14 protein-coding genes are annotated in these 16,775 nt (G+C 54.8%); 9 read left to right on the top strand and 5 right to left on the bottom strand.

Annotated elements, in window-relative coordinates:
• The first annotated feature begins 196 nt into the window (after positions 1-196).
• From ACI0FJ_RS19605 to cydB, 3 genes are all read left to right on the top strand, one after another.
• The gene (locus tag ACI0FJ_RS19605; protein WP_424306261.1) at positions 197-1,891 is read left to right on the top strand and encodes an FAD-dependent oxidoreductase; all 1,695 of its coding nucleotides are present in this window, start codon (positions 197-199) and stop codon (positions 1,889-1,891) included.
• Positions 1,892-2,673: 782 nt separating this feature from the next.
• Positions 2,674-3,984 carry a cytochrome ubiquinol oxidase subunit I gene (locus tag ACI0FJ_RS19600; protein ID WP_424306260.1) on the top strand — a complete coding sequence of 437 codons (1,311 nt, stop codon included), beginning with the start codon at positions 2,674-2,676 and terminating at the stop codon, positions 3,982-3,984.
• A gap of 11 nt (positions 3,985-3,995) precedes the next feature.
• A complete protein-coding gene (gene cydB, locus ACI0FJ_RS19595) occupies positions 3,996-5,021 on the top strand; it encodes a cytochrome d ubiquinol oxidase subunit II (RefSeq protein ID WP_424306258.1) in 1,026 nt (341 codons plus the stop codon).
• Positions 5,022-5,150: 129 nt separating this feature from the next.
• On the opposite strand, the gene ACI0FJ_RS19590 is transcribed toward cydB, so the two are convergent.
• Complete coding sequence (locus ACI0FJ_RS19590; RefSeq protein ID WP_424306256.1) at positions 5,151-5,840, bottom strand: aspartate/glutamate racemase family protein; 690 nt, start codon at positions 5,838-5,840, stop codon at positions 5,151-5,153.
• A 110-nt stretch (positions 5,841-5,950) separates the two neighbouring features.
• Positions 5,951-6,289, bottom strand: coding sequence for a hypothetical protein (locus ACI0FJ_RS19585; RefSeq protein ID WP_424306254.1), 339 nt, complete (start codon positions 6,287-6,289; stop codon positions 5,951-5,953).
• A gap of 141 nt (positions 6,290-6,430) precedes the next feature.
• Here ACI0FJ_RS19585 and ACI0FJ_RS19580 point away from each other — a divergent pair, with 141 nt between their 5' ends.
• From ACI0FJ_RS19580 to ACI0FJ_RS19560, 5 genes are all read left to right on the top strand, one after another.
• Complete coding sequence (locus tag ACI0FJ_RS19580; RefSeq protein ID WP_424306252.1) at positions 6,431-7,132, top strand: lysophospholipid acyltransferase family protein; 702 nt, start codon at positions 6,431-6,433, stop codon at positions 7,130-7,132.
• The gene (locus ACI0FJ_RS19575) at positions 7,125-8,783 is read left to right on the top strand and encodes a ribonuclease J (protein ID WP_424306251.1); all 1,659 of its coding nucleotides are present in this window, start codon (positions 7,125-7,127) and stop codon (positions 8,781-8,783) included. Before ACI0FJ_RS19580 ends, ACI0FJ_RS19575 begins: the two co-directional genes overlap by 8 nt.
• Before the next feature lie 215 nt (positions 8,784-8,998).
• Positions 8,999-9,772 carry a fumarylacetoacetate hydrolase family protein gene (locus tag ACI0FJ_RS19570; protein WP_424306249.1) on the top strand — a complete coding sequence of 258 codons (774 nt, stop codon included), beginning with the start codon at positions 8,999-9,001 and terminating at the stop codon, positions 9,770-9,772.
• Positions 9,773-10,012: 240 nt separating this feature from the next.
• Positions 10,013-10,189, top strand: a complete 177-nt coding sequence (locus tag ACI0FJ_RS19565; protein WP_424306247.1) for a hypothetical protein — start codon at positions 10,013-10,015, stop codon at positions 10,187-10,189.
• Between the two features lie 164 nt (positions 10,190-10,353).
• Entirely contained in the window at positions 10,354-11,502 is a 1,149-nt protein-coding gene (locus ACI0FJ_RS19560) for a glycosyltransferase family 92 protein (protein ID WP_424306245.1), read from the top strand.
• Positions 11,503-12,194: 692 nt separating this feature from the next.
• Here ACI0FJ_RS19560 and ACI0FJ_RS19555 read toward each other — a convergent pair.
• Together ACI0FJ_RS19555 and ACI0FJ_RS19550 are read right to left on the bottom strand one after the other, a co-directional pair.
• Positions 12,195-12,440 (bottom strand): hypothetical protein, encoded by a 246-nt coding sequence (locus tag ACI0FJ_RS19555; RefSeq protein WP_424306243.1) that lies wholly within the window; start codon positions 12,438-12,440, stop codon positions 12,195-12,197.
• A 186-nt stretch (positions 12,441-12,626) separates the two neighbouring features.
• The gene (locus ACI0FJ_RS19550; RefSeq protein WP_424306241.1) at positions 12,627-13,550 is read right to left on the bottom strand and encodes a Gfo/Idh/MocA family oxidoreductase; all 924 of its coding nucleotides are present in this window, start codon (positions 13,548-13,550) and stop codon (positions 12,627-12,629) included.
• A gap of 290 nt (positions 13,551-13,840) precedes the next feature.
• Here ACI0FJ_RS19550 and lpxB point away from each other — a divergent pair, with 290 nt between their 5' ends.
• Entirely contained in the window at positions 13,841-15,022 is a 1,182-nt protein-coding gene (gene lpxB, locus ACI0FJ_RS19545) for a lipid-A-disaccharide synthase (protein WP_424306239.1), read from the top strand.
• A gap of 128 nt (positions 15,023-15,150) precedes the next feature.
• On the opposite strand, the gene ACI0FJ_RS19540 is transcribed toward lpxB, so the two are convergent.
• Entirely contained in the window at positions 15,151-16,185 is a 1,035-nt protein-coding gene (locus ACI0FJ_RS19540) for a polyamine ABC transporter substrate-binding protein (protein WP_424306237.1), read from the bottom strand.
• Between the last annotated feature and the right edge of the window lie 590 nt (positions 16,186-16,775).

Below are 16,775 nucleotides of genomic sequence, written 5' to 3'. Positions count from 1 at the left end.
TGACCATAAATTCACAAGGCATTGATCTCGATCAATGCCCTGCTCCAAAAACAACGCTAAGGACTCTTTCTTGCTCTGCGAAAGCACGCATTACGCTCGTATGGTCCGGGGGACAGCCGTTTCGCAGAGTGCTTCCACGTTGAATCGGCACCTCGGGCAACATGACGGGCGAAGTACAATGCAAAGGAGACTCCACATGAGTTCAAAGAACATCGTCGTCATCGGCGGATCTGCCGCTGGTCCCAAGGCTGCGGCACGCGCCAAAAGGTTGGATGCCGAAGCCGAGGTTACACTGCTGCAAAAGGCCCCGGAACTTTCCATGGCTTCCTGCGGATATCCTTATTACATCGGCGGAAATTTCGATAACCGTTCGCAGCTGCTGGCAACGCCCACCGGAGTGGTGCGCGACGAGGCTTTTTTTGGCGCCGCCAAAGGGGTGAACGCCAAGGTGAGCACCGAAGTGACGGCCATAGACAGGAAAAACAAAACGGTTTCCTACGTCCATGTGCCCAGCGGCGAAAAATCCTCCATTCCTTACGACAAACTGGTTCTCTGCACCGGCTCCATCCCGCGCCGCCCCCCCATTCCAGGCATCGACCTGGACGGAGTGCAGCACCTTTCCGCCATGCACGATGCCGACACCCTGCGCAGCCTGCGCGATTCCGGCGAGGTAAAGGATGTTGTCATTATTGGCGGCGGGCTGATCGGCATTGAAGTCTGCGAAGCCCTGGCTGAATCGGGCATGACTGTGCACGTTGTGGAGATGCTCCCCCAGCTGCTGACTTTTCTGGACTGGGAACTTGCCAAGCTGGTGGAACGGCATGTGATTTCCAAGGGAATCACCGTGCATGCGGAAAACGGCGTGGCCGAGTTCCTGGGCAAGGACGGCAAACTCACCGGAGTGAAGCTGGCCGACGGCTTGGAAATTCCCTGCGGCCTGGCCGTGGTTTCCATCGGCGTGATGCCCAATGCCAAGCTGGCGAAAGACGCCGGGCTGGACCTCGGTGGCTTTGGCGGCATCGCAGTGGACGAGTACATGTGCACCTCTGATCCCGACATCTACGCGGCAGGCGACTGTGTGGAAATTACCAACCGCATCACGGGCAAAAAGGCCTATGCGCCCTATGGCGACCTGGCAAACCTGGAAGCCCGCGTTCTTGCGGACAACATGATGCTGGGCAACAGCAAAACCTTTCCCGGAACCGTTAACAGCGGTATCTGCAAGGTCTTCGACTTCAGCGCCGGGTCCACTGGCCTTTCTGAAAAACGGGCCAAGGAAGAAGGCTACGATGTTGTGACCGCCACCAACGCCAGCCCGGACAAACCCGGCTTTATGGGTGCCGGACTGCTGGTTTCCAAAATGGTGGCCGATGCCAAAACCGGCCGCATCCTCGGTTTCCAATGCGTCGGTCCCGGCAACGTGAACCGGCAGGTGGCCGAAGCTGCCATGGCGGTTATGAACGGCAGCACCATCTACGACATCGGCGTGGCCGATCTTCCCTATGCGCCGCCGTTCTCTCTGGCTATCGATCATTTCATTGCCACGGCCCATATATTGGAAAACAAAATGGCCGGACGAATGGCAGGCATCTGCACCAGCGAGGTCAAAAAACGCATCGACGAAGGGACCGCGCCGTATTTTCTGGATGTCCGTGCGACAAACGAATTTGAAGAAATGCGCCTGGATGTGGGTGAAACCCTTATTCCCCTGGGCACGCTCCGCGACAATCTGGACAAACTTCCGCAGGACAAGAACGCGGAAATCATCACCTACTGCAAAATCTCCATGCGCGGGTACGAAGCCCAGCTGGTGCTGGAATCCTACGGCTGGAACAACGTGAAGGTGATGGAAGGCGGCGTCATGGCCTGGCCTTTCCATATTGCGAAATAAAGGCTGAGGAGCCGCTTGAGCGAAGAATCAATTCAGGTTTGCCCGGCAGCTCGTCCATCTGGGCCTTCCGAGCCTTGAACAGCAAAAAAAATCCCTGCCACCCGCATCACGCATGCGGGTGGCAGGGATTTTAAAATCGCGTGCTGGCGGTGTTGCCGCGTCAAAGGCACATCCTTGCGTATGGAGAATACGCGTCGGCCATGCCTTTGACTTGCGCCTTGCCAGCCCGGATTTTGAACACCCTGGTTTAAGTGAACTCCCCTCCCTTTCCGGCCCCAAGGGCCCGCAGGTATTTAGCAAGACGACATTGCCGCCTCTTTGCACCAAGCCAGGTGAGATACCTCCCTTATGCCACACCAAAGAATGGGGCGTGGCAAATAAAAGGCCATTGGTGCGGGGAGTTTTCTACGCACCTGCAGGCTGAATACATGGTCTAAATTTCCAGATTTAATTCCGCAAAAACGTCCCTTAGGTTTCCGCAAAGAATGCAGAACTTGAGAGTACACGATTAGAAATCTTCCCCTCAGGATGCTATTTTTTTTATGCATTTTCCCCTTTGTTTCCGGTCGCAGCGCAGTGCATTTCCTCCCTCGGAGATTCCCCTTACACCCCGCCCAACCTCAATTTCCACTTGCATTTTCAGATAAAGAGGGTATTCGTATTTCATCTTAGCCAGTAAGAATACTGATAAGATAGTTATCAACCCCTGGAAAATGAGGTAGCCATTTTTCCCAGGCTCCTGTACATACAGTTAGTAAACCCTTGCACACGTGGAGGTTCGTATGGATGCGTTGCTGCTCTCGAGGCTTCAATTCGCCGCGGCCACGTTCTTTCACTTTCTGTTTGTGCCACTTACCCTGGGCTTGTCGCTCATTGTGGCCATAATGGAAACGAAATACGTGAATACCGGCGAGGAAATTTACCTCAGAATGACCAAATTCTGGGGCAAACTTTTTCTACTTAACTTTGCCGTAGGCGTGGTCACCGGCATAACCCTGGAATTTCAGTTTGGGACCAACTGGTCCAAGTACTCCACCTACGTTGGGGACATTTTCGGCTCGCTTCTGGCTATCGAAGCCACGGCGGCCTTTTTTCTGGAGTCGACATTCATTGCAGTATGGGTGTTTGGCTGGAAAAAACTCTCCAAGAAGGCACACATGATGGTCATGTGGCTGGTCTTCATCGGCTCCAACCTTTCCGCCGTCTGGATTCTGCTTGCCAACGGCTGGATGCAGAACCCCGTGGGGTATGTACTGCGCAACGGAAGGGCCGAACTCGACAACTTTTTTGCCGTCGTGACCAACCCCTTTGCCTGGCATGAATTCATGCACACGGTTTCCAGTGCGTTCCTGCTGAGCGCTTTTTTTGTGATGGGCGTTTCCGCCTACCATCTGCTCAAGAAGCAGGAAGTTGAATTCTTCACCCGTTCCTTCAAGCTGGCCTTGATTGTCGGGCTGGCGACCTCTCTCTTTGTGGCCGGACAGGGACACTTTCACGGCAACGAAGTAGCCAAGGTGCAGCCCTCCAAGCTGGCTGCCATGGAATCGCATTGGGAAACCCAGGCCGGTGCCCCCATGTACCTGCTGCAGATTCCCGACGAAAAGAACGAGGGCAACCTTGTGGAAGCCCTGCCCATTCCCGGCCTGCTTTCCATCCTGGCGTACAACAGCCCCAGCGCCACGGTTAAGGGGCTCAAGGACTTTCCCAAGGAAGACCGTCCCCCGGTTGCCCTTACTTTTTACGCCTTCCGCCTGATGGTTGGTCTGGGCACACTGTTTATCGGACTGATGATTCTCGGCTGGATGTACCGCGACAAGCTTACGGAAAAGCCCTGGTTTCTGCGGGCCATGCTTTTTGCCATCCCGCTGCCCTACATTGCCATCCAGGCCGGTTGGATAGTGGCCGAGGTCGGCCGCCAGCCCTGGATCGTGTACGGCCTGATGCGCACCTCCGACGCGGTATCCCCTGTTGATCCCTCGCAGGTGGCTTTTTCCATGGTACTCATGTGTGTGATCTATGCCCTGCTGGGCGTGGCTGGTTTCTCGCTGATTGCCCGTTATGCGGCCAAAGGCCCTGAAACCCACAGCGCATAAGGAGAACTGACATGCTCGAATCCACCTGGTTCTTCCTCTGGGGCCTTCTTTGGGCCATGTACTTTGTGCTCGACGGCTTCGACCTGGGCGCTGGCACCCTGCTGCCTTTCCTGGCCCAGAACGATACCGATAAACGCTACATCCTCAATGCCGGTGGCCCATTCTGGGACGGCAACGAGGTCTGGCTCATCAGCGCAGGCGGCGTAACCTTTGCCGCCTTCCCGCCGGTGTACGCCTCCATGTTCAGCGGCCTGTACACCGCCCTGATGCTGCTGCTTTTCGCGCTCATCATTCGCGGCGTATCCTTTGAATTCCGCGGCAAGCTCGACGGTCCGGGCTGGCGCAAGATATGGGACTGCTGTCACTTTGTAGGCAGTGCACTTCCTCCCATCCTGCTGGGCGTGGCCTTTGCCAACTTCTTCCAGGGCGTGCCCCTGGACGAAAACGGCGTCATCCACGGCGGCATCTGGCATCTGCTCAACCCGTACGGACTGGCAGGCGGCCTGCTCTTCCTGATCATGTTCCTGATGCACGGCGCATTGTGGCTGGCCATCCGGACACCCGGCGAACTGAGCCATCGTGCCGGACGCGTGGCCGTGAAACTCTGGCCCGTGCTGATCTTCGCCGTGCTGGCCTTCCTGATCATGACTGCCATGGCAACCAAGCTCTTCTCCAACTATCTGCAGAACCCTCTGCTCCTGCTTATTCTGATACTGCCCGTGGGCGGACTGGTTCAGATGCGGGTATGCATGGGCAAGCAGCGTTGGTGGGGTGCCTGGGCTTCCAGCGCAGCCACCATTCTGGGCGTGACCTTCTTTGGCGTCATCGGCCTGTTCCCGGCGTTGATCCCTTCCAGCCTCAACCCCGCCTGGAGCCTGACCATCTATAACGCCACGTCCTCGCCCCTGACCCTGAAGATCATGCTGACCGTGGTTTGCATCTTCGTGCCCATTGTTTTGGCTTATCAGTTCTGGGTTTACACCCTCTTTGCCAAAAAGATGAGCCAGGATGACCTGGACTACGAAGAAGCCTATTAGAGCTTGCGCTGCCGATAAAGGCACAATAGCTGGGCTGCTTCGAAAAGCTCAAACGCCATAAAACAACAAAGCGCCGGAACATTCGATATGTTCCGGCGCTTCTTTTTTGAAGAAAGACCTTGGTAAATTTTATTGCAGGGCCAGCTCCAAGGCAGCCTGCACATGCAGTACGGTGGTATCTAGCAGCGGCAGCGAAGCACTCCCCTCGGGCAGAAGCATGCCTATCTCCGTGCAGCCCAGCACCACGGCCTGGGCACCGTTTGCGCCAAGCCTGTCCACAATACCCACGTACCTGTCACGGGAGGTTTCGCGCACCACGCCCTTGCAGAGTTCCTGAAAGATTATGTCGTGTACGTCGCGCCGTTCACCGGCTTCCGGTAGAAGCACTTCGTACCCCCGCGAGGCAAGCCGTCCCTTGTAGAAATCATGTTCCATGGTAAAGGCCGTACCCAGCAGCCCCAGCTTGCCGACGCCCATCTTTTCGGCAGCCATGGCCGTGGCGTCGGCAATGTGCAGCAGAGGAATTCCGGCCGCTTCCTGCACGGCGTCGGCCAGCTTGTGCATGGTGTTGGTGCAGATGCACAAAAAATCCGCACCAGCCGCGGCAACAGCCCGAGCCCCCGTGCACAGACGGTCCTGGATAAGATCCCAATCGCCCCGGCACATTGCGGATTCAAGTTCATTGAATTCAAGGCTGTTCAGAATGATCTTTGCGGAATGAAGTCCGCCCAAACGGGTGTTGATGCCTTCATTGAGCAGGCGGTAGTAGGTGGCTGTGGATTCCCAGCTCATACCGCCCAAAAGTCCGATTGTTTTCATGGCATAATCTCCTTGCCCGGAGCATGTCACGACTTCTGTTTGCTGAACAGATACAAATGATATCTCGAAAAAGATGCGCAGATTGGATACAAAAACCAATCCCCTGCCGCTTATTGCACCAGATAAGGACGATTGAAGCTCCAATGCTTTTGAGGAATGGGAAGGCACAGGTTATGTTGTCCCAGGTCGGCGCACATGATGAGTTCCCCGGTTTCCTGGTCAAAATACAGACGGTCCAGAAGAAGCGCCAAGGATTTGGCAGGGCTGGGATCTTTGGAAACCGCCTCGGGCGCATACGTTCCGAAAAAGGAGAGCACATTGAAGCGGATGACCGCCAAGGCCCGGCTGGAAAGGGATATATCGGTAACGTCCAACCGTTGCAGCTGTTTTTTCCGGCCCTGAAGCTCGGCAGGAAGAACGGCCAGGGTTGATTGCAATGTCGATTCCATGACTACCTCCGGTATAGGACACGACGAGCAAAGCATTTTTTGCAACGACCGGGCCAAATGCGAACAATGACGGTCCTTCTCCCCTTGTTCAGGGCCGTAATTTCGAGTAGCCTCTCGGCACGCAAACATCAGGAAGGTTTCATGCTGCGAAATATTATTTTTTATCTGATTGCAATACCATCGACCCTGTTCTTCTCCACTCTGGCTATCATTCACCCGGCCTGGGGCACCCCCATAATGCGCATTTGGGGACGTTCCGTTCTCTTCGCCGCCGGGACGAAATTTCATGTGGATATCCAAGGGCTCGACCCGAACCAGACCTATGTTTTTATCGGCAACCACCAGAGCAATCTGGACATACCCTTTTTAAGCTATTTTTTAAACGACTATGGCGTTCGTTTCATTTCCAAAGAATCCGTATTCAAAATTCCTTTTTTCGGTCCGGCCAGCAAGCGCGTCGGCCACGTGGCCATCGACCGTTCCAATCGTCGCAAAGCCATGCGCAGCATTGAAGAAGCCGTGGAAAAAATCCGTAGCGGAACCTCCCTCATCATCTTTCCGGAGGGCACACGGGCCACGGAATACGATGAACTGCAAAAGTTCAAGTCCGGCGCCATGATTCTGGCACTCAAGACCGGAGTCCCGGTGGTGCCTTTTGTCATGCGCAGCACCGGCGAAATTCTGGGCAAGGGAAGCGGCTGGGTAAAAAGCCGTCGCCTGGAACTGCGCACCCTGCCGCCCATAGACGCGGCCAATCTGTACTCACTCAAGGACAGAGAAAAGTTCAAGGACGACCTGTACGCCATGATGAATGCCGCCTACAAGGAGCTGCCACATGGCTGATGCGTCCTCGGTAACCATCTATCCCCTCGGCGGTCTCGGCGAAATCGGCATGAACTGCATGGTCGTGCGCAGCGGCAAGACCATGTTTCTCATCGACTGCGGTCTGATGTTCCCGGAGGAATCCCTGCTGGGCGTGGACGTGGTCATCCCCTGTTTCGACTTCATCCTGGCCAACAAGCGCATGCTCAAGGGCATTGTGCTCACCCACGGCCACGAGGACCACATAGGCGCCCTGCCCTGGCTGCTCAACCATGTGGACTGCCCTGTTTACGGGTCGCGCTTCACCCAGGCCCTGGTGGAAGGGAAGATGCGCGAACACGGTTTGGACCAGTACGTAACGTTACGGACCGTCAAAGGCGGCGACCGCGTCCGCTTCGGCGACATGGCCGTCAACTTCATCCCGGTATGCCATTCCATCATCGACGGTTTCGGGCTGGGTATCGAAACCCCGGCCGGACGCATCGTGCACACGGGCGACTTCAAGATAGACCGCATGCCGCTCAACGGCCATGCCACGAACATGGAAATGTTCCGGGAATTTTCCAAGCCCGGCGTGCAGCTGCTCATGTCCGATTCCACCAATGTGGAACGCGACGGCTACGCACTGACGGAACGGGAAATCAGCGAAAAGCTGGATGAAATTTTCTCCCAGACCAAAGGGCGCCTGCTCTTCACCCTCTTTTCCAGCCATATTCAGCGCATGCAGGAAATCATCGACCTGGCCGCCAAATACGGGCGCAAAGTCGCGGTAAGCGGAAAAAGCATGCACCGCAACATCGAGTTTGCCCGTGCCCTGGACCAACTGCGCGTGGACGACGGCCAGCTGGTCTCCCTGGAGTCCCTGCGCAACATGCCCGACAGCGAGGTCGTGGTCATGCTGACCGGGTCGCAGGGGGAACCGCTTTCCGCCATGGCACGGCTGGCCAAGGAAGAGCACCGCTACATCAAGGTGCACAAGGGCGACATGGTCATCATGAGTTCGCGCTTCATTCCCGGCAACACGCGCGCCATCACCCGCATCATCAACAAGCTGTACAAGCTTGGGGCGGAAGTTTTGTACGAACGGGTCCGTGGAATCCACGCATCCGGACACGCACACAGTGAAGAGCTGGGGCAGATGCTGGACACGGTACAGCCCAAATTTTTCATCCCGGTGCATGGCGAATACCGCCATCTGGTCAAGCACTGCAGGCTGGCCGTTGCCCACGGCGTGGCCCCGGAACGGGCCCTGGTGGTGGAAGACGGCAACCCGGTAACATTTTTCGCGGACGGACATATCCGCCACGAAGACCGCGTACCGACCGACTCGACCTATGTGGACGGCAAGGGCGTGGGCGACGTGGGCGAGTCCGTGCTCAAAGAGCGCCAGCTTTTGGCAGGCGACGGTCTGGTGGTGGTGACGCTCATCCTGGACGAGGAAACCGGAGAGATAACCCTGGGGCCGGAAATACTTTCGCGCGGATTCATTTTCGAAAAAGAGTACGCCCATCTGCTTGAAGATGCCAAATGCATCGTGCTCGACATCTACGAAAACATCCCGCCCGGACAAACCGAGAAGCTCAAGGAACGTATCCGGTCTTCCCTGCGGCGTTTCTTCCGCAAGGTTCTGGAGCGAGACCCCGTGGTTTTGCCTGTGGTCGGAGTTTTATAACGGGAAAAATTCCTCGTCTGTTAGACAAAAATACCGGGAGCATGTTACGAAATTCCATACGTGGAATTTCGTGCGGCAGCGGCAGCCTTGCGGCACAAGCAACATGCAACTCACCGGAACATGTATCCGAACTGTCCTGCGTCACCTTTGACATGTAGCGCAGGCTCAATTTGCGTACCACGCGGACTCACTTCTAACCTCACGAGGAAAATCCTATGCGCATACTGCGCGTTATGTATCAGGGCCATGTTTTTTACGCATCTTTGGAAAATAAAGCGGTTGTGTGCCTCAACAAGGCGCTTGGATTCACCCAGCCCATTCCTCTCGCCCAGGTCGCAATCCTCCCCGTGGTCATGCCCACCAAAATTGTCTGTGCAGCCGTCAACTACAAAGCCCACGGCCTGGAAATGGAGCACTCCATTCCGGAGGAGCCCCGCATTTTTTTCAAGCCGCCGTCCGCGGTCATAGGTCATGGAGAGCCCATTGTTCTGCCTTCGGAAAGCAAGCAGGTGGAATATGAGGGAGAACTGGCCGTGGTAATGGGCAAGACCTGCAAGGACATACTGCCCAACGATGCCGCGCCATATGTTTTCGGCTATGCCTGCGCCAACGACGTGACGGCCCGGGATCTGCAAAAGCGCGATGTGCAGTTTGCCAGGGCCAAGGGGTTCGATACATTCGCCCCTATTGGCCCATGGATAGAAACCGAAGTTGCCGACCCGAGCAACATGACGCTGCGCACCACCCTCAACGGAAAAGTGGTGCAGGACTGCAGCACCTCCGAGATGGTGTTCTCCCCCTTCGAGCTGGTCTCCTTTGTATCGTCCATTATGACTTTGCATCCCGGTGATGTAATTCTGACTGGAACACCAGCAGGGGTAGGAGAACTTCATGAAGGTGATGAAGTGTCTATAGAACTGGAAGGGGTGGCACTGCTGACCAATACTGTCATCCGCAAAACCCAGGCCAGCGAATCCGCCATACAGTAAGCTGGAGCCAATACCTTTCTCTTTGCGGCGCCCTGTGTACGCATTTGGGAGGCCGCATATTTTATCATTGGCTTGGAATAGACTCTGGAGTACTATTTCCAGTACATGAGTGATACGCCAACCCACGAAACCAAATTTCTCGGTTTTCTTGGAGAAAACACCTCCCCCTCTGCATGGCCGCCTGCCTTTTTTATCAGGCTGAAAAAAGAGGGAGGCTACACCTTGTTTTGTGAGCCAAGCATGGATGGCAGACGGGATGTTGTGCACCAGGGAAATGCCCCAGTGGAACTCGCTGCGTATTTCAAATCCCAGAACATTCATTGGGCCGATGCATATCTGGAAATACGGCGCTTTGATCCGGAATTTGCCATGGCCTTCCGAAAAGTAGCGGAAAAATCGACATCAGCAGACGACTGACAAAAGCGCAACAGCCTGGTTGTTTCTCCCTCTCACGTATCCGTACCATGCAGCTGCCTTGATTTTTTCCCGCATCCTGCCCTTGCTTTTTGGGGAACAGACTGCCAGATAGGGATGGTGCAATCACTCTGAATTCAACATTCCTATCAGACACAAGCAGGAATATGTTCTACGCCAACTACAGTGCCATCTGTGCCATTGCCAAGGATGAAGACAGTTCCCTGCGCCATTGGGTAGACTACCACCTTGCCGTGGGCTTTGAACAAATCTTCATTTTCGACAACAACAGTACCAATCCGGTCCGGGAAATCCTCAGGGAGTATGTCGCCAACAATCTCGTCGTTGTACTGGACATGCCGGTTGACAAGTATCCACAGCTGACGGCTTACAACTTATTCCTCAAAGAGCTGGCCGACGCCGCCCGCTGGGTCGCATTCATTGATATTGACGAATACATCTGCCCACTCGCCTGCAACAACATCAACGATTTTCTCAGCCAGTACGAAGAATACGCGGCCATAGGCATCCACTGGAAAATGTTCGGTTCCAACGGGCACATCACCCGGCCTGACCTGTCTCCTGTGGAAGCCTACGACACGACCTACACCGGCTCCACGCTTATAAAAACCATCCTGCAGCCAAGATATGCGGTCAAAGTGGTTTCTCCACACCATTTTACCTACCAACCGGGCAGGTATTGCGTGAACGAGCACCGCATCCCCATCCAGGGGTTCCGCTCCTACGCAACCACGCAGACCATCCAGATAAACCATTACTATTTCAAATCGCAGCAGGACTTCGAGGCCAAGAAAAAACGTGGGTTGGCAACGCCTGTCAAAGGCAAACCCTGTTACGATCTTGGTGAATTTTACCAGCAGACCACCTTTGAGGGGCAAAAAGACACTGCTGCCAGAAAATTCGACCGAACCGTGGCCCTGTTTCAGAAGAAAGGCCCCAAGCTCGTTGCCTCCATGCTCAAGGCCAATAAACCGGGCAATACAGAGGAAGTTATCGCGGAAATATCCCCCCTGATTATCCAGGGAAAACTGGAAAAAGCCCAGAGCCGCCTGGAGCATGCCCTACGCTACTACGACAGCGATCCGTTTCTTTTGCTGGCCCTGGCCAAAATCCATATTTCGTCGCAAAACTTTCACCAAGCCATGGGCTGCGTCCACAAGGCCATGAAGGATTTGAGCGATGTCCACCCCATGCGCAAACAGGCCTACCTGGTGCTGGCGGAAATCTACAAGGCGCAGGGCATGATGGCGCAGCACGATGCCATACACCATGACATGGGCGGGGTGCTCGGCTGAAAGCGACTGCCCCGACGGGCAACGCGAGGCTTCGCCCCCACCGCTCTCTGCCATCATTGCCGCTTCTTTCTTTTTCTTCTGATCTTGCTCTCCGGACCGCCTCGACTTTTCCCTCAAAATAGTTCCGTGAAGCCCAGATAGAGCCCCCTGAAACAAGGCGTCCGGTGTGGATCACCACTCCAGGGCCTGTTGGCTGGCTTTGCCGAGAATGCACCCTAACTTATACGATTTTTTTTGGGCGATTTTTGGGGGCGTTTTTTCGGATATTTTCGCCGAAACAAATGCTAAACGGCGGGGAACCCAAAGGTCCACCCGCCGTTCCCTGATAAATCCATCCATCCCTTGGACGGCGGCGTCGTGAGACGCCGCGACCTGTCTCCATCCACCTAACTCCCCGTGCCTTTACAGGCCAGGAATCGGCCGTTCGTCCAGCTCCCGTCGTCACTCCAAATACACTGCCGACGCGGGCTTGCGCCTATGGCGCGTCCGCAAAACCGAAAACCACTTCTTTCGGAATTGCGGTTTTCCGTAAAACACGCTGATGTGTTTTACGGACTTCCTCCCTTCCGCGCGTCTCTCGCCATGGTGGTACCCTCGCCTTGGACCGCCCAATCGGCTCGAGCTACCTGAAAACCACTTCTTTCAGGTCCGCGCTTCTCGCACAATACGTGTGGGTATCTTGCGAGTGTCCCCTAGAGAAAAAACTTGTCCATATATTCGTTGATTTCCTCGCCCAGGTGGTTCATGAAATGCTCCACCTTGTTGGACTCGGCCGCCTGCACCTTTTTGGCAACCAGGGCAGCCTTTGCATACGCTTCTTCAAAAGCATTATCATCAAGGCCGGACAATTCTTTTGCTTCTTCTTTGCTCAGTTCTCCGGTGTGAGCAAAGACCGCAGCAAAAACTCCCATGGACTTTTGTACGTCTTCCTTGGCCATATCTGGTCTCCTTTGCGCTTTGAGATCAACTGGACATATGTTCGTGATGCACCCCTTCTTACGGGTTTCGACCTCTTCTGGCAAGCTGCAAAGAAAAAACCTCTGTCATAATGGTTGGACGATATAAAAAAAGCCGCATGAAGGATGTATTCCTCCATGCGGCTTTGGTCTTGCACATCAGTTCAATTAGCAGCCAGTTGTTTCCAAAGACTCAATTGTTTCCAACACATACAGGCCGTCTGCGCCCTGGATGGGCACAGGCTTGCCTTCGCGAACAGCGGCAAGATAGGCATTGAGCTCTTCCTTCACCGGTTCGCGGTACATGACGGGCCATTCGCGTACGTTGTAGCTGGCGTCGTACCGCTCGAACTTGCTGTACTCCTTGACCTGCTGGGTAATGAGGTTGCCCTCGATGTAGCGGGTCTTGGTGGCAACGTGGATGCGGCGCGACTTGTACGGGGTAATCCAGTTGCAGTTGATCTGCGCCAGGACGCCGTTTTCCATTTTTGCGGAAATAATGACCGTATCCTCGTGCTTGCCCAAGTTGCAGGAGGTTACGCCATGGATGGACTGGTAGCGGCTGCCGGAAAGGTGGTGCACCAGGTCGATATCGTGCGAGGCCAGATCACGAATGACGCCCACGTCCTGAATGCGGGGAGGATACGGTCCCACGCGTTCGATCTGAATGGAAATGACGTGTTCATCTTCGGCAATGAGTTCGCGGATGCGCTGCACAGCCGGGTTGAAACGCTCGATATGGCCCACCATGAGGGGCACGTTCGAAGCGGCCGCAGTTTCCACTATTTCCCTGCTCTGCGCGGCACTGGCGGCCAGGGGCTTTTCCACCAGCAGGGGAATGCCCCGCCTGATGACGGCCAGAGCGGTTTCGTGGTGCAGCACGGTGGGTACGCAAACGCTTACGGCATCGGGCTTGGTATCGAGCAGTGCTTCCAGGTTGTCGAATACGGCCACACCGTATTGTTCCTGCACCTGTTTGCGAATCTCCGGGTCCACGTCCATAACGCCGACCACGTTTACATCGCGCATTTCGGAATATACACGCAGGTGCAACCTGCCCATCCAGCCGAGTCCTATAACGCAAACATTCATGATATTGTTTCCTACTGATGTAAAAGAAAAAAAGACTGAAGCGAACAACGGGGTGGAGTATCAGGACGCGTCGCAAAGCAGCTTGTGCTTCCCACCGGCTAAGGCGCGCCACTGTATCGGAGCATGCTTCAGAGACCGAAGATACCGCCGGATTGGAATTGCGCTCAAACGTTGTTGCCCGGGCTCGTTACCCGCAGCGTTCCACGTACTGATCCGTCCGGCGGTTGCCAACAGGGGCGCACGATAGTATGTACGCCCGGTCTTTTCAACTTCTTTTGAGGACTAAGAAAATGCCAGATTCAACGCCTCTCCGCCCCGACGTCCCGGGCCCAAATTCCAGCCCGAACGCTCCCCTGTTCTGGTTCAACGCGGGTGAGGCTTCCGGCGATATGCACGGCGCGGCGCTTATCCGGGCTATGCAGAATCTCCACCCGGAGGCACGCTTCCGGGGCATGGGCGGCGACGCCATGCAGGAGTGCGGCATGGAACTCGATTTTCACAGCTCCCAGCTCTCGCTGATGGGGCTTACCGAGGTCTTTGCCCATGTGCCCAACATCGCCCGCATGCTCATCCAGACATGGAAAACGCTGAAGCGTACCCGGCCGCAGGCCATGGTCCTGCTGGACAGCCCGGACTACAATTTTCTCCTGGCCCGCATGGGGCGCAGGCTTGGCATCCCGGTCTTTTTCTATATTTCGCCCCAGGTATGGGCATGGCGCACGGGCCGGGTAAAATTCCTGGAAAAATACGCCCGCCGCATTCTCTGCATTCTGCCCTTTGAGCAGCCATTTTATGAAAAGCACAACGTGGCTGCAGAGTTCGTAGGCCACCCCCTTGTGGACGAGCTGGACTTTGACCACCTGCTCGCGCTGGAACCGGAAGACAAGCTCATAGGCATTCTTCCCGGCAGCCGACGCAAGGAAATAGAAACCCTCATGCCCGAGTTCAGCCGGGCGGCCAGGATACTGCACCGCTTTGAACCCGGCCTGCGGTTCCGCATCATCCGCGCCCCGGGCGTGGACAAGGCCAAGCTACGATCCTACTGGCCCGAAGACGTGCCCATGGATATGGCCGAGCCGGAAAACCGGTACGAGGCCATGCGCTCGTGCAGCCTGCTCATGGCCGCATCGGGCACGGTCACATTCGAGGCATCCCTGCTGGAAACCCCATGCATAGTGGCCTACAAGCTCTCTCCCTTCACCTACTGGCTGGCCCGCAAGGTGGTCACGAAGATCGAATACATCAGCCTGACCAACCTCATCACGGAAAAAACCGTGCTGCCGGAGCTCCTGCAAAAGGAAGCCAACGCCGATGTGCTGGCAGCCACGGCCACCCACTGGCTGAGCGCCCCGGGCCTTCTCAAGGAAAAACGCGTTGAACTGGCCGAACTGCGCCGCAGTCTGCGGCGTCCCGGTGCGCCAAGTGCTCCGGTAAAGGCTGCTGAAATCATTTTTCAAGATCTGAATTTGTAGCGGGAGAGACCGCGGAAAGCACGAAAGATTGTCTTTGGTTTCAACGGATCGACGGGGAACTGCCAGGGACCATTCTTCCATAAAAGCAAAGGCCGGAGAGGATCATCCTCCCCGGCCTTTTTGTTTTTCTAGCGGGCCTTCACCATGGTCCACAACTCGTCGTAAATACGGCTTTTTTTACCCAGGTCCTTCAAAAAGTGCAGCTTGGGCAAATAGCTTTGCGGCAGGTAGACGGCGTCGTCCTTCAGCAAGGCAGGATCAATATACGGGAGCGAGGCCTTGTTCGGCGTTGCATATCTGGTCCAGTTGGACAGATGAGCGCCAGTCTTTGCGTCCAGGACATAGTTGATGAAGGCATAGGCGGCGTCCGGGTTGGGAGCATGTTTGGTGATGACAAGGTTGTCCACCCAGGCAATGGTGCCTTCGACCGGGACTGCAAAAGCGAGGTTCGGATTGTTTTTCAGGGCCCGCAGCGCGCTTCCATTGTACACGATAGCGGCAATGGCGGAATTGCCCACAACCTTGTTACGTCCGCTCAGGCCGACTTCAAAACCGGCGAAGTTGTCGCTTTTTTTCGTATCCAGCATAAGCTTTGCCAGTTTCTGCAACTCCGGTTTATCGGTCGTGTTGACATCCATCCCCAGGTAAACTTCGGCACAGCCGAGCATCTCGCGGAACGAATCAAGAAGAACAAACGGACCAGCCTGTTTTTCAGGGGCAAACAGCAGGCCCCAGGAAATTTCCTTATCCTTGACCACGTCCTTGTTGTAGATAATACCCAGCGTGCCCCACTGGTAAGGAACGGTATAGGCGTTGCCACTATCGTACACCGGATCACGAAACATATCGTCCAGGTTCTTCATATTTGGAATTTTAGAATGATCCAGTTCCCTGAGCAGCCCCATCTTGACCATGCTCGTAACGATGTAATCCGAAGGCATGACCACGTCGTACTGGGATTCCCCACCGACCTGCAGTTTGGCCATCATCTCTTCCATAGACGTAAAATGATCCACGCGCACGTCGATCCCGGTCTGCTTTTCAAAGTTGGGGATAAAGTCGTCCGGCATATAGTTGGCCCAGACGTACAGCCGCAGTTCCTTGGCCATGACGGGCGTAGCCAAGAGCAACAAAGCAAACACAGCAACAATAACTTTCTTCATCTCAAAACTCCTTCCTTGTCGAAGCGTATACTGTCTTTGGGGTGTCCTGGTTATTGGCGGATGCTTTACCCACAAAGCTGTCAGTCCGGATTGGTCGGACCACTCTTGAGAGATTGCAAAGGAAGTGCCTTTGGCAAATTCAGTTCACGGAGATATATAATAACATATTGATTTTACTTGTTTTATAAGTATGACCCACTGAAAGAAAACACATTTTTTGATTCATTTTTGACTCAAAAAAACAGAAAAACGCGGTTTTCAGCCCCAAAATGCAATTTATATCCCTGCTTGTTTTACAAAAGAGAGAAAATACAAAACAACACATAGCCAAATTTGTTAATTTAGATAAAATCCATACTAAGATTAAGTCTTTATTTTGATGAAAAAGTCACAACATCTTCTCTAAAAAGAAAATAATCTGCCCCGAAAACCCAGCCGCAATACTTCCGAGTTTTTCTTCAAAAGCCCTACTCTCCCACCGTCCAGAAACCGAATCGGCATAGTTGGCGCGGCTCCCGGCCATACGCCTTTCCGCTCTCACCACCCAGTGCGGGAATGAAATGTGCATATGTGCAAATGAGAAACCTCAA

Origin of the sequence: Desulfovibrio sp. 7SRBS1 (assembly GCF_049723905.1) — a bacterium.
Classification (GTDB): Bacteria; Desulfobacterota; Desulfovibrionia; order Desulfovibrionales; family Desulfovibrionaceae.
The sequence above is the reverse complement of the archived record's forward strand: the minus strand, read 5'-3'. Positions and strand labels throughout refer to the sequence as shown.